This window comes from Nitrospira japonica, from assembly GCF_900169565.1.
Classification (GTDB): Bacteria; Nitrospirota; Nitrospiria; order Nitrospirales; family Nitrospiraceae; genus Nitrospira_C; species Nitrospira_C japonica_A.
In genome coordinates, this window is the sequence record NZ_LT828648.1 from 3164271 (window position 1) to 3177553 (window position 13283).

Genomic DNA, 13283 nt, shown 5'->3' on the forward strand with positions numbered 1-13283 from the left:
GTGGAGATGCTCCACCCCGCCAAATCCGTACGGCAGCCGACTGTCATCAGAGGCACAGGCATGAAACGCGTGCTACGCGACACCGTTCTTCTTGAACCAATCCTGTAACCGCTTCCAGCCGTCTTCCGCCGCTTCCTTTCTGTAGCTTGGCCGATAGTCCGCGTGGAAGGCATGCGGGGCATTCGGATAGATCACGAACTGCGACGTGCCGCCGGCTGACTGAAGCGTCGCCTTCATTTGTTCCACCGTATCGAGTGGGATGCCTTTGTCTTCCGCACCGTAAAGACCCAGCACCGGAGCCTTGAGCGACGAGGCGACGTCGAGCGGATGCTTGGGCTGCAAGGGCGTCGGATTGCCGGCCAATCGACCGTACCAGGCCACGCCGGCCTTGAGCTGGGGATTGTGGGCCGCATACAACCAGACGATTCGCCCTCCCCAGCAAAATCCCGTGATGCCGAGACGCTCAATGTTGCCTTCCCCGGATTCTTTTGCCCAGGCGACGGCGGCATCGAGATCGGACAGAACCTGTGCGTCGGGGACCTGCGACACCACTTTGGAGCGGATCTCGTCGATATCGGTCATCTTCGACACGTCCCCCTGGCGCGTGAACAACTCGGGCGCAATGGCCAAGTAGCCCAGCTTGGCGAACCGGCGGCATACGTCTTTGATGTGCTCATGGACCCCGAAGATTTCCTGGACCACGAGGACAACCGGAAACCCGGCGCCGCTCTGCGGCTTCGCACGATAGGCCGGCATGGGGCCATCTCCGGTGGAGATCCTGATCTCGCCGGCTGTCAGTTCCGCCTCGTCAGTCGCGATAGTGGCGGCAGAAATCGGCCGCACGGCCAACGCGAAGCCGGCCGCCAACGTCGCGGTTACAAAACCACGTCGAGTCATGGCTGGTGACGAATTCGGCATGGGATTGTGACCGGCCATGGCAGGATCCTCCTGGCGGCGACGATAGCACTTGCCCCTGATCAGAGCAACGCGAGAGATCGTGCGTGGCCGATCATGGCGCTCACATCGTAGGCGCACAGGCTCGGGCCTTGAATCTGGCTCCTAGAGATTATCCTAGTGGCTGGCGCCCACATGGGATGTGGCAAAAGTCCCTACAAATTCAGGTGGTTTAATGTCCACAGTGAACCTTTTGCTTGCGAAAACAGTCTTCTAGGGTATTGGCACTTGTGGTGCATTCTTTTGTAGATTGCAAGAGATCAGGTGGGCAGACGTGAGGAGGATACTATGACTGACGTCAAGTTCATCCGTTCCACGGTCACCGCGATCAGCCTCGGTATTGCAAGCGCCTGGTTCTTCGTCCCCGAGGCCCAGACTCAATCCCGCCCTTCATCTCCACGAACCGTGACAGGTCAGGTTTCGGCGGTCGAAGGGAATTTTCATATGGCGAAGGATGGCGGAGGAAAAGACATTCTCCAGTTCGTCGACAAGGCCTATACCATCACGACACCGACCGGCCAGGAGATTGAATTGACGCTCACGCGCGAGACAAGAGTCCCGGCCCGAGCGAATCCTGGCGACAGGGTAGAGGCTCAGATTTCGGAGAAAGGCCAAGCCTTGTCGGTCAAACTGATCGAGCCATGAGGAGTTTCAATAGGGCCGGTTCTCTCATGTGCGGTTCGGAGCCATTTACCTGGGACGATCAATGGCGCATCCCGTCGCATCGTTCTGCGCAATACTGATGATTCTCACCCTTTCCACCGGCTGTCCCTTGACGCTCGAGCAGCGATGGGAATGGTTCGATTCGGAGAGACGACAGGAGATCGGCGTCAAGACCAAGGACTATTATCTGGATGAGTGGGGACCGCCGGCGAAGCGCACGACGACCGCCGACGGAGATATCGTGTGGACGTGGGAGCAGCGTGCATATGGCGGGGCGCAAGGTTGGCGGAAGACGTTGATTTTCACGCCCGACGGCGTCTTGAAGGCCTTTAGCCGAGACTATTGGCCAAAAGAAAGATAGAAACCCGTTCTCAATTTTCGAACACGCTCCGATAACTCTCGCTCACCGACATCTCCCGATCGTCGTGCGCAAGGCGTTCCCATCCGTCGCCAGCGCCGACTTCGCCTTCTTCGATGACCGCCAGATAGAAGCCGCAGCGACCGCTCACGTGAAACCGCTTCGGCATGTCTGGGCGTCTGAATCGGAGACCGAGTTTGTAGCAGGGGAGACGCGGTTGGGTCACCTCCATCACCGCACCCCCGATCCTGAAACGGTCGCCGATGTGCACGGACTGCTCGTCCAGCCCCTCCGTCGTAAAGTTCTCCCCAAAGCTGCCGTAGGGGAGCTGCGTGCCCGGCAGTTCTTTTTGCCAGAACGCATAGTGCTCGGATGGGTAGACGTAAACCGCCTTGTCCCGGCCGCCATGGACGGTGAGATCGGCCTGCTGATCCCCTTCCAGATTGAAATGCCGTGCCATGATGCGACCCGTCACCGGCTTCTTATAGATGCCGGTGGTAATGGATTTTCCCCGCCATCGCACCGTGCGTGGACGGCCGACTTGCACCGATACCAGCTTCATGGCAGGCCTCCTGTCTAGACGCTGCAGCGTTCGGTCGCCGGACATTCCTCATTCCCCGACGACGCCGGCTTCCATCCTATCCAGGTCACGATCCGCTCACCGATCACACCGCACGGCTGTTCGAGCGATGTGCGAGCATCTGTCTTTGATTGATTGTACAGACTTCTCATCGCCGACGTCAGACGCACGATCCAACAATCGAATCGGCAGTCGTATGCGTCGTCAGACATGGTGCATTCAGTTGAATGAACAGGAGCCTGTAATTACAATCGCGCGAGGTGAACGGTCTCATCTATCAGGAGAGGAGCGGTCCGCACCGCTGTCTGCCGGCGCTGCTCGCACGCTTCAAGGGTTACGAGAACTGTGTGGTCATCGAATATACCTGGTCCACACGGATCTGCAGAGTCAACGCTGGCAGTTACAGAATCAGCGACGCCAGCACGTGATGGGAAAACAGGAGGGTATGATGCAGTCAGATTTGAGCAAACTTGGGCCGCTGGCACCATTGGCCGGCATTTGGGAGGGAGAGAAGGGGGAGGACGTCGCACCGTCGGATGATCGGGGAACGGAACATAACAAATTTCATGAACGGATGACGTTCGAGCCGATTATTCCCGTGCAAAACCACGAACAGATGCTGTACGGGTTGCGTTATGCGACCGTGGCACGGCGGATCGGTGAAACCTATCCGTTTCACGAGGAAGTCGGATACTGGTTATGGGACCCCGTGGAACGGCAGGTCCTGAGATGCTTTATCATACCGCGCGGCATCGCGTTGATTGCCGGCGGCGCCGCAGAACCCACGTCCATGGAATTCACGTTGGTGGCGGACGTGGGGTCTGAAACGTACGGCATCTGCTCGAACCGGTTCCTCGACCGGGAATTCAAGACCGTACGATTCGAATTGACCGTCACCATCTTCGGTCGGGACCGATTTCACTATAAGGAAGATTCGCTGCTTCGCATGCCGGGCAAACCGGATCTGTTCCATCATACGGATCAGAACATATTGAGGCGGGTATCGGGCTAGATCGGAAGGCTAGGCGGCGCGGTCTTTTTCGGGGCCGTCCACGTTCGTGCCGAGCCCGGCAAGACGGCGGGCCAAGACGGATTGGATGACGGTCAATTCGTCCTGACCGGCCGGGTTGGCTTGGATGCAGCGGGTGAGCGGAATACCCGCCGCTTCGATTTCCGGCTCGAATTTTCCGATGTCATCGTCGATCCAGAACCACTCACGGCCGTTCAACTTTTGCACGGCCTGTTGGACCCACGCCACTTTGTTTTCGAGCTTCGTCCAATTGGCATGGTGGAAGACCGGTGGGTCCTCGTCTGGTCTGAATTTCTCGCAGTACAGCACTTTCAGCAGCGTTTTGATCCTCTCCGATTCCCACGACGTCAGCCAGACGAGCTCGAAATGTTCGTGCGCCCAGGCGAGCCAGGATTTGACGCCCGGCCTGAGTTGGAACTCGCCCGCATAGTCGCCGAACAACACCCCGTCAATGTCGTGGAAGAGAATCGGTACGGTCTTCATATGGCGCCTCCGGGGTCACTCTAACAGAAGCGTTCCGGAAACCTATTAAATTCACTGTTTGGTGCTTGCCGGCCGCACTCCGGCCTGTTGCCTTCCCCCTGCGCTGCGTTATCATGGGGGCCTTTTTCTCTCCCCCATGCGTCGGTTTGCCCTGGAGTATCGACTCGTATGAATCAGGAGCACCCTGTCGTCCCCGCTGCGGTTTCACTGCCTGAGATCACCGTCAAGGCGGTCGTTCTGTCGGTCATCCTCGCCGCGGTGCTCGCGGCAGCCAATGCCTATCTGGGGCTCTTTGCCGGCATGACCGTCTCCGCGTCCATCCCGGCCGCCGTCGCCTCGATGGCGATTCTCAGATTGTTCCGGCAATCGAACATTCTCGAAAACAACATCGTCCAGACCGCCGCGTCATCAGGAGAAGCGCTGGCGGCCGGAGTGATTTTCACGATTCCCGCCTTGCTGCTGGTGGGTTATTGGGGAGACTTCGACTATTGGCAGACCACCGTGATCGCCACGGTCGGCGGACTATTGGGCGTGCTGTTCACCATTCCATTGAGGCGCGCGCTGATCGTGACGGCTCGCTTGCGATTTCCGGAAGGAGTGGCGACGGCCGAAGTCTTGAAGGTGTCGGCAGGCGCGCATCGCGAACAGGGACGGGAACCATCGGATGACTTCAAGGCGCTGGCCACCGCCGCCATGATCGGCGGAGCGGCGAAGTTCTGCGAGAGCGGTTTGCGCCTGTGGACTGAATCGATCGAAGCGGCGGCGCAGATCGGCAGGACGGTCCTGTATGCCGGCATCAATCTATCGCCCGCGTTGCTGGCCGTGGGCTTCATCATCGGCCTTCAGACGTCGGTCGTCGTGTTCGTCGGCGGCGTGATCGGTTGGCTCGTGCTGATGCCCGCATACGGCCTCCTGAACGGGCTACCGGCCGATCTCACGGGCTTGGAGGCGGCCAGGACGATCTGGAGCCATCACATCCGATACGTGGGCATCGGCGCCATGCTGATCGGCGGCCTCTGGACCCTGACCAAACTGCGCGAACCCGTCTGGAGAAGTCTCCGGACGCTTCATGATACGTATCGAGCCTCCCGCGTCGCGCACATCAATCAGCACACGGACCGGACGGACCGGACGGACCGGGATGCCTCCTTGCCGTGGATCGTCGCGCCGTTCGTCCTGTCGCTGTTCCCGATGGCCTGGCTCTATTCACGCGTCGTCGACAGCCTGTCGATCGGCCTGGTCATGACGGTCGTCATGGCGCTCGCCGCCTTTCTTTTTTCCTCGGTCGCGGCTTATATGGCCGGATTGGTCGGAAGTTCGAGCAATCCGGTCTCCGGAGTCACGATCGCCACGATCATGTTGGCTGCATTACTGCTCGTGCTCTTCATGGGATCCGGCCATCCGGCAGGTCCCGCCGCGGCGCTGGTGATCGGAGCCGTGGTGTGCTGCGCCGCCGCCATGGGAGGAGACAATCTCCAGGACCTCAAGACCGGCCATCTGGTCGGCGCCACGCCCTGGAAGCAGCAGATCATGCAAGTCGTCGGTGTGGTCACCGGTGCCCTCGTGCTGGTTCCGGTGCTGTCATTACTCCACGCCAAGTACGGCATCGGCGAGCCGACGGTCGCACATCCGCATCCGCTGAGCGCGCCGCAAGCTACGTTGATGGCAAGCCTGACTCGCAGCGTCTTTGGAGCGGGCCTGCCATGGCCCCTCGTCGGACTCGGCGCGGCATTCGGCGGCCTGGTGATCTTCATGGACGGAAAGCTGGAGGCGCGCGGAAGCACCTTTCGTCTGCCCGTCCTCGCCGTGGCTCTCGGCATGTATTTGCCGTTGAAACTTTCCGCTGCCATCGTTTTCGGCGGTGCCGTCGCCGCCTTGGCCAAACGGGCAGCGTCGTCGGGAGAGGAGACTTCCCGATCAGGCCTGCTGTTTTCCGCCGGATTGATCACAGGGGAGGCCCTGATGGGTATTCTGCTGGCCATGCCGATCGCATTGGCCGCGCTGATTCCCGGTCTCTCGGCCGATCCCTTTACTCTCTTCGACACACCTCCGATTGCCGGCTGGCCGGGACTTGCGGTCATCGCACTGGTCGGAATACTGCTCTATCGCGTCGCAACAAGGACCGGACGGCCGGAGCGCGGCAACCGGCACCGATAGCGGCAATCTCGCCATGCAATCGGCCGGCGAAACAGGTACACTGCCATGAGTCGGAGGCATACATGGCACGATCCAGAAGACCTGAACTCGAAAAAGACAATCCGTCGGCCCCGCAGACGTACGTGGGACGGCGGCGGAAGAGAAACACGCTCCACGTTGACGCCGAACACGGCATGATCGAAACGTTGGAACACCTCACGGATGCAGCGGAGCGGTTCATCAATCGAGTGCCGCGACTCAGGAAGCACGAAGCGGAACGGCTGGCGCTCTTGGATGCCATCACCCAGGCGCAATTGACCTTGTCGGTCCACACGGTACCGTCTCACCATCCGGTTCGCTGAACGGCCGGGCGACCGAAGCTGGATCTCATTGGCGTCCGACGAGGACGGGACGGGGGACAGGATGTTCGGACAATATGGCGGACGGGCCGGACGATACCTCAGGGACAAGGAGCGGTTGCAGCGTCTGATCGGCGAAGCCTTGTCGATGGCACGAGCGAGGGGCGGTGCGATCTGGACCGACATCCAGTTATTGACCAGACTGCTCAAGGCCTGGATGAACGGAGCCTATCACGGAGTCTCCGCCCAAACCTTGGTGGCGATCGTGGCGGCGCTGATCTACTTCATCAATCCGTTCGACGCGGTTCCCGATTTCATTCCAGGACTGGGCTATATCGATGATGCTGCCTTGATCGCGTGGCTATTGAAGAGCCTGGCGGGGGATTTGGACCAGTTCAAAAACTGGGAAGACCGCAATGGATCGGCTGAAAGTCCGCAGGAGACGGCATAGCACTACCGGCTATCTCGCACCGACCATGGGTTGATAGTAGAGCCGATCGAAATAGGATTCCCCGCCCTGGGTCATGTTGCCATAGTTGCTCATCGCGCGCATCCGCTTCTCCCGGTCGGCCCGTTCACGGTCCTCTTCCTCAGACCGGCGGGTGAAATAATCAGTCGTGACCTCGAAGCTGGTCATATCGGCTGGATTTTTGCCGAAATGGCCTGTCCCCGTCGCTTTCTCGCCGGAACTGCTTCCCAAGTAGGAAGATTCGATCATCATCTGACCTTGCGCCGACGGAACGGAGCAGGCTCCGACTGCAAACGCGAGGGCCAGGCTGACCAAGATCCCGAGGGGAAGTACCATCATGGATCCATTCCTTTCTTGCTTACCCCAGAACGGGCAGGCTGAATCGACATGCCGTCTGATCGGCGGACCGGTCACTGGACGCGCAGCGTCGTCGCCAGGCCCAGACTGTTCCGACTGAATTTGATACGACCGGTGCGACCCAGCCTATCGACTTCATGAAACACTTCGAACCAGCTCAATTCCGGCAGGCTGCGGATCAAATGGCCGAGCGCACAATCCGGATGGGCCTTTACCGCTTGGAGAATCTGATCGGCAGCAGTGTGTTGTTGATCCATATCGGAGCTCCTCACCATGCACCATGACACGTTGTCGCCAACGACCACCTTAGAGTTGTGCAAATCGCAGTCCTGGCATGGGCCGCGAGAGCCCCACATAAGTTCCTGTAAATGTTTAGATTTTGCCTGACGATTTGGAGGCAGATTCCAGACCGAATGCCGCACGGCATTTTCGCTCATGCTCAACTGAGCGAAATCGCTCAAACTCGAGATTGGAATTCAGTATCCGGAGAGATGAAAAAGGCCGATCAACCTCACATGAGAGGGCGCCGGAGCCCCCTCATGATGAAGGCGAATGGACATCGGTGTGAAGACGGGCAGGCCCGTCGATCAGATACTCGGCGGATCTTCCTTGTCCTCGCCCGTCAACATCGTCACCTCCTTCGCCTCCATCTCAGCCATCTCGGTTAACATGCTCTGCAGGGCCTGACGGCGCTGCTGCACCGCCGTCTTTGGAAGGTCCTTCGCCATGGGCTCCTGTGCCGATTCCGGCAGGTTCACCAATGCTTCCGCCTCGGCAAGCGTTGCATACTTGTAGGTTTCGACGTAGCGATGATCTGCGCCGTAGAGCCGGACGAGTACCGCTTCCGCTTCATCATCGAACCGCTCCAGATCAGGCCGCACCGGAGACCGATGGTCCAAGGTTTCCAGTTTCTCGATCAGTGCCTGGAGTTCCTCACTGCGCATCCGCGGGGCAAACGACGCATTGGTATTGGGCATGAACGTCCTCCTATTGGAAAGTGAATGAGTCCAGCTTCACGCAATTACCGCCGTCGGAACACTAGGGGAATCCCCACGTCCTTCCTTCACCGAACCGAACCTTGTAAGATGAACTCGTCGCCCGTCCGACAAGGGCGGACGATGATCGTATTCAACCATTCAGCGACATGGGGGATTCATGACCGTCATGCACTGGGCAATCGGCTTCGCCTTATCCGTCTTCTTGTGGACCGGATCCGCGTTCGCGGCGGACCCGGCTGATGTGGAGAAATTTGTCAAAGCCCGCATCGAAATCGGAGAGATGATGACCAACTATTTTTCAGGTGGAGGCAGCAACGGGACAGGGCAACCGCCTTCGCCGGAGCGGATGCAGGACATGCGGGCCGACATCAATACGAAGCTCGGCAAGGTTCTGGCGAAATATGATTTGACCGTCGAAGAGTATCGCGCGCGCAGCAAGGAAGTCTTCGCCGATGAAGCCGGCGTGAAAAGCTTTCTCGAGGCCAATCCCGACCTGAAACAACGGTATGACGCCCTGCCGCTCGACCGAATGGGACGAAGCGGGGGATCGGGAAGGGGTTACTGAGTGCGATCGAGAATCGCTTGGATGCTCCATGGCCTCCTCTTGGTCTGCCTTCTCCCGCAGCCGTCCGGCGCGGAGCCGACGAAGCCTGATCCCGGTCAAGGTGCCTGGCGGACCGCGAGGCCGGCTTCGCTGCAACGGACCGAAGCCGTCGCCGTCACGGTCAACGGCAAGATTTACGTCGTGGGAGGATTCGAACCGCCCGGCGTAGGCACGGCGACGAAATTAGCCATTACGCCGGCACTCGAGGAATACGATCCCGCATCGGATCGGTGGACGGCTAGAGCCTCCATGCCGATGGGATTGCATCACACCGGCATCGGAGCCGTGGGCGGTCTCGTTTACGTGATCGGGGGCTATAAGCAATCCGGCCTGAGCATCTGGCAACCGGTGGCCTCGGTTTATGCGTACGATCCGGCTGCGGACAAGTGGACCGAGCGTGCCCCGATGCCGACCGCTCGCGGGGCCTTGGCCGTGGCGGAGCTCGACGGAATGCTCTACGCGATCGGGGGATTCGGCGAGAAGGGGAATAGCCCGGCGGTGGAAATCTATGATCCGGCCCATGATCGATGGATGCCGAGGACGCCGCTGCCGACCCCTCGCGACCATCTCGCCGTCGTGGCCCTCAACCGGAAGATCTATGCGATCGGTGGCCGTCTGAACGGCGACTACCAACGGAACCTCGCCGTCACCGAGGTCTATGATCCCGCCGTGGATCGTTGGGAATCGGCCCCGCCGCTGCCGACTGCTCGTAGCGGCATTGCTGCAGTGTCACTCGGAAACCGGCTCTATGTCTTCGGCGGCGAAGGTCCTGAAGGAACATTTCGCGAAAACGAAGCCTATGATCCGGCCCGGCATGAGTGGCAAAGGATGGCCCCGATGCCGACCGGACGGCATGGCTTGGGGGCGGCATCGCTCCAGGGAGGAATTCATGTGATCGATGGAGGTCCGACTCCGGGCGGCTCCTTCAGTAACCTGCATGAGATCTTCACGCCACCGTCCCGCTAAGTTCGTCTCATTGAATCTAAATAGATCCGAGCTGAATCCAAATACTCTCGCCCCTTGCACCTTTCGACATACTCAGGCACCTCATCTTTCTGAGAATCCCGGTGTTATTTCGCTGCCTTCACAAGGAAATGTCCGCTTTGAGCATAGGGCATTGGAGTTGCACTCTTTCTGTTACCACAACACCTGAGGTGTGCGTTCCTCAGTGAGCCGTCCCAGCATCAAGCGAGGCCGACCGGTAAGGTGACGTCCCATGTTCCATGACTCGTTCCTGCGGCATTCTGGAAATGGCCGGCCCTGTCCCCACTGTTCCTCGACCAAAACGAACGAGATCAGCCAATACCTGCTCGGATGCTCGCATTTGGCGCTGCAGCGCTGTGGACAGCTGCTGCTGAAGGCCGCCGCCCGCTTCGACGGAGGAGAGGAGGAGGCGGCCTTGGAACAGGCGATCCATTCGCGCGAGGAATTGGACCGGTCCCGCTATCTGGAAGATCAATGGAGGGTCGGCCTGAGCGGCACCTCCATCTCGGTGACGGACATCGAAACTCACTTGAAAGAACATTTGGAGAAGCAGGAGTGCAACCGAGGGGTGACACAACCTCCACGAGGCGCCGCGGCGATCTACACGTCGGCACCGGATAGGCGGACCGGCTCTCACGATACCGACGAGAACGACCGGTCGCAGAGAAGGGAAGCCATCCGTCAATACATGCTCGACGTGATCGGCATCTACACCTACCGCTGGGACCGGTTGCAGAGCTTCGACCTGTTGAACCTTTCCGATCCTGAGCTCGCCCATGCCTATATGCGTCTGAGCGACCGTCTGACCCTGCCGGCGCCTCCCGACATGACCGTCCCCAGACGGGCAAGCACGTTCTGAGGGAATCTTAGCGGTTTTCCAGCCTGTTATAGTCCAGCGACCCCGCCTCGATGGGGTCGATGCGGCGATAGGTTTCGTGGACGGCGTCGCTGTGCCGCCAGAAATCCCGGCTGGTACGGCGCAACCCAAAATGTGCCGTAAGTGTGCGGTAGTCATCTTCGTTTCTCAGCGAGGCGACCATGGCGATGAATTCCGGAAGATCCTGTTTGTTCACCCGGTAGAAGGCGTTGGGATAGGCACCGATGAGTCCTCTCGCCACCGTGACTCCGTCTTCATCCGGGAGGCGGCGAGAGGCCTCGTTGAACAGCGAGGCGATGTTACTGAATCCGTTATCGTGCAACAACGTGTAGAGCCGGTCTCCCTGACCTTCCCGGCCCGGTCCCTCCGTGACCGTCAACAAGGCGACTTCCGGCATCCACTGCAGCACTCGTCCCTTGATCTTGGACAATCCCTGCAGCTGCTCCCGCACATCCGCATCCTGTTCTCCCGCCACGTCGTAGGCATGATTGAGTGCGCCACCGACATGCCGGGCGAGCATGTCGAAAAGTTCGTGCTTGGGTCGGTCCGTCCGGTACGGAATCCCGCTTTCCTTTTCGACATTGATGCGGCGGCCCAAAACATACTCCTTCACCGAGTCGTGCGCATCCCGATACCAATAATCCCGTTCTCGCTCCCGGTCCTTGGCAGGCAACAGCAGCAGAAAATTCGACTCTCCCTCCATCCGGAGGAAATCCATGTACAGCCGCGTATCGAGCTGGTGGCCCGTAAAACCATACACGTCGAAGCCGGCGACGAGCAGATAATAAATCCGCTCGAACAAGTCGTAGGAGAGGAGCCAGGCCGTCTTCGGATCGTCGCCGACCAGACCCTGCACGACGGATGCGCTGTCGGCGTGGCGGAATACGGTGAGGGCGGCGTTTCGATTCCGGTCCCGGCCGTTCCAGATGAACGCCAAGCCGGCCGCCTCACCCTTGAGATCCAGCGATTCGAGATAGGCCTGTTTGGCCTTGAGAAATTCCTTCTGCATGCCGGAATACTTGATCCAAGAGATGGGCCCCCATCGTGCTCCTTCCGCGGTCGGCAGGTACAGATAGTCGCTCGTTTCCGCCAGATATTCGTCCTTGCCGTCGAGCGCGGCACTATCCGGATCGATGAAGAACATCCAGAACCGGTCGTCGATGACGTTGAGGGCGACCTGGCCGCGGCAGACCGGCCCTTTGATGAACTGCATGACGAAGGTCTGCGCGTCGTCCAACAGGAATTTGTAGCGAGAACGAACCGGCAGATCCCGGAAGGAGACGAAGGGATTTGAGGCGATCTTCGGCTCATAGCCGGGAAGCGCACGGACCTCGAAAGGCGCGTCGAGAAACAACTCGGTGAATCGTTGCTTCCGCGCCTGGCTCAGCGGATAAGGAATGTGCGTCTTGGCGAGGAGACCGGCGTGGACCGGTTCGAACCGGTAATAGACCCGCGGCGTCCCGGGATCGTCATACGGCCGGCGCGTCGCGATCCGGTCGATCGGCTGCCCCGGGGCCGTGCGCGACCGAACGAGGCGGAACCAGCGCCGGTCGGGGAGCCCGTCGAAATACAGATGGGTGATGTGCAGATGCTCATAGAGATAGCGGCTCATGAGGATCTGCTTCGGCGCGTCGCCGTTGAGAAACGCTTCCCATTCATCCACCTGCGCCTTGACCGAAGGCGGAAGGGAATCGGGCGCGTGATAGGGCGCGCCTTGCTGGATCCACCGAATGAGCGTGTAATATTCGTCGTCCGTCAGACCGGGCAGACCGTAGGGCATGCCCCACTGGGGATATTTTTGCGCGTAGGCGTCGACTTCGGTTTCGGTAGGACATTGCTGGTCCCGATCGAGCGACAGATCGAAACTGTCCGGCAGAATCGACTGGTCCGGCAAGGCGTGCGTCCGTTTGAGCGCCAACATGCGCGCGAAGACGCCGGCGCGCCGCGCCTCTTCGGTCGCCTTCTCGTCTTCCTGCAGGACGGGAAAGAACTTCTTGTCGCGCCAGGCCGCGACCGTGTCGGCATCCTCGAAGAGTCTGGTCGGCTGCGCCGTCAGAAGCCGGGTGGCATCGTAGACCGGTTTTTTATTGGCCCCGCGCGCCACACCCTCGTAGGCGGTCAGGTTCAACTGGCACGGTGCGTCGTAGCATCCATGGCAGACGATACAACGGCGTTCCAGTATCGGCTGCACATCCCGCCAGTAATCCACCGTCGCGATGCCCGCCGAGCTGGGAGGCGGCGGAGCCGGTACCGCAGCCTGCTTCGATGGAGCGGACCGGGCGCAGCCGATGACCGCCAGCAGCCCCAGCGCCCACAGCCACGTGCGCGCCATGCGTGGAAATGCGTCAATCAACTTGGGCTCCCTTGGTTCCGCCCGTACCGTCAGGCACACCACTGTAGCACAACGGGGCCAACAACGGACCGTGACCGA

The 13283-nt window shown here is 59.9% G+C and carries 16 protein-coding genes; 9 read left to right on the forward strand and 7 right to left on the reverse strand.

Annotation, left to right across the window (positions count from 1 at the left end; genetic code table 11):
- Window positions 1-72 precede the first annotated feature (72 nt).
- Entirely contained in the window at window positions 73-936 is an 864-nt protein-coding gene (locus tag NSJP_RS15050; RefSeq protein WP_172834370.1) for a dienelactone hydrolase family protein, read from the reverse strand.
- A 306-nt stretch (window positions 937-1242) separates the two neighbouring features.
- Here NSJP_RS15050 and NSJP_RS15055 point away from each other — a divergent pair, with 306 nt between their 5' ends.
- Complete coding sequence (locus tag NSJP_RS15055; RefSeq protein WP_080887683.1) at window positions 1243-1599, forward strand: hypothetical protein; 357 nt, start codon at window positions 1243-1245, stop codon at window positions 1597-1599.
- 61 nt (window positions 1600-1660) lie between these two features.
- On the forward strand, window positions 1661-1978 hold the full coding sequence (locus NSJP_RS15060; RefSeq protein WP_155970284.1) for a hypothetical protein: 318 nt from the start codon (window positions 1661-1663) through the stop codon (window positions 1976-1978).
- 10 nt (window positions 1979-1988) lie between these two features.
- Here NSJP_RS15060 and NSJP_RS15065 read toward each other — a convergent pair whose 3' ends face one another.
- Window positions 1989-2537, reverse strand: coding sequence for an MOSC domain-containing protein (locus NSJP_RS15065; protein WP_080887685.1), 549 nt, complete (start codon window positions 2535-2537; stop codon window positions 1989-1991).
- Between the two features lie 463 nt (window positions 2538-3000).
- Here NSJP_RS15065 and NSJP_RS15075 point away from each other — a divergent pair, with 463 nt between their 5' ends.
- A complete protein-coding gene (locus NSJP_RS15075; protein ID WP_231989397.1) occupies window positions 3001-3567 on the forward strand; it encodes a heme-binding beta-barrel domain-containing protein in 567 nt (188 codons plus the stop codon).
- A 9-nt stretch (window positions 3568-3576) separates the two neighbouring features.
- Here the strand turns inward: NSJP_RS15075 and NSJP_RS15080 are convergent, their stop codons facing one another.
- A complete protein-coding gene (locus NSJP_RS15080; protein WP_080887687.1) occupies window positions 3577-4068 on the reverse strand; it encodes an HAD domain-containing protein in 492 nt (163 codons plus the stop codon).
- Between the two features lie 168 nt (window positions 4069-4236).
- Here NSJP_RS15080 and NSJP_RS15085 point away from each other — a divergent pair, with 168 nt between their 5' ends.
- The 3 genes from NSJP_RS15085 (at window position 4237) to NSJP_RS15095 (ending at window position 7014) form a co-directional block, all read left to right on the forward strand.
- On the forward strand, window positions 4237-6225 hold the full coding sequence (locus NSJP_RS15085) for an OPT family oligopeptide transporter (RefSeq protein ID WP_080887688.1): 1989 nt from the start codon (window positions 4237-4239) through the stop codon (window positions 6223-6225).
- A 62-nt stretch (window positions 6226-6287) separates the two neighbouring features.
- Window positions 6288-6566, forward strand: a complete 279-nt coding sequence (locus tag NSJP_RS15090) for a hypothetical protein (protein ID WP_080887689.1) — start codon at window positions 6288-6290, stop codon at window positions 6564-6566.
- A gap of 61 nt (window positions 6567-6627) precedes the next feature.
- Complete coding sequence (locus NSJP_RS15095) at window positions 6628-7014, forward strand: YkvA family protein (RefSeq protein ID WP_080887690.1); 387 nt, start codon at window positions 6628-6630, stop codon at window positions 7012-7014.
- A gap of 9 nt (window positions 7015-7023) precedes the next feature.
- On the opposite strand, the gene NSJP_RS15100 is transcribed toward NSJP_RS15095, so the two are convergent.
- From NSJP_RS15100 to NSJP_RS15110, 3 genes are all read right to left on the reverse strand, one after another.
- The gene (locus tag NSJP_RS15100) at window positions 7024-7371 is read right to left on the reverse strand and encodes a hypothetical protein (RefSeq protein WP_080887691.1); all 348 of its coding nucleotides are present in this window, start codon (window positions 7369-7371) and stop codon (window positions 7024-7026) included.
- Between the two features lie 71 nt (window positions 7372-7442).
- Window positions 7443-7646: a hypothetical protein gene (locus NSJP_RS15105; RefSeq protein ID WP_080887692.1), complete on the reverse strand. Its 204-nt coding sequence runs from the start codon at window positions 7644-7646 to the stop codon at window positions 7443-7445.
- A 330-nt stretch (window positions 7647-7976) separates the two neighbouring features.
- The gene (locus NSJP_RS15110) at window positions 7977-8366 is read right to left on the reverse strand and encodes a hypothetical protein (RefSeq protein ID WP_080887693.1); all 390 of its coding nucleotides are present in this window, start codon (window positions 8364-8366) and stop codon (window positions 7977-7979) included.
- Window positions 8367-8544: 178 nt separating this feature from the next.
- Here NSJP_RS15110 and NSJP_RS15115 point away from each other — a divergent pair, with 178 nt between their 5' ends.
- The 3 genes from NSJP_RS15115 (at window position 8545) to NSJP_RS15125 (ending at window position 10834) form a co-directional block, all read left to right on the forward strand.
- Window positions 8545-8952 carry a DUF4168 domain-containing protein gene (locus NSJP_RS15115; protein ID WP_080887694.1) on the forward strand — a complete coding sequence of 136 codons (408 nt, stop codon included), beginning with the start codon at window positions 8545-8547 and terminating at the stop codon, window positions 8950-8952.
- A 21-nt stretch (window positions 8953-8973) separates the two neighbouring features.
- Window positions 8974-9957: a Kelch repeat-containing protein gene (locus NSJP_RS15120; protein ID WP_080887695.1), complete on the forward strand. Its 984-nt coding sequence runs from the start codon at window positions 8974-8976 to the stop codon at window positions 9955-9957.
- Between the two features lie 250 nt (window positions 9958-10207).
- Window positions 10208-10834, forward strand: coding sequence for a hypothetical protein (locus NSJP_RS15125; protein ID WP_080887696.1), 627 nt, complete (start codon window positions 10208-10210; stop codon window positions 10832-10834).
- Between the two features lie 7 nt (window positions 10835-10841).
- Here NSJP_RS15125 and NSJP_RS15130 read toward each other — a convergent pair whose 3' ends face one another.
- Window positions 10842-13205 (reverse strand): fatty acid cis/trans isomerase, encoded by a 2364-nt coding sequence (locus NSJP_RS15130; RefSeq protein WP_197685433.1) that lies wholly within the window; start codon window positions 13203-13205, stop codon window positions 10842-10844.
- Between the last annotated feature and the right edge of the window lie 78 nt (window positions 13206-13283).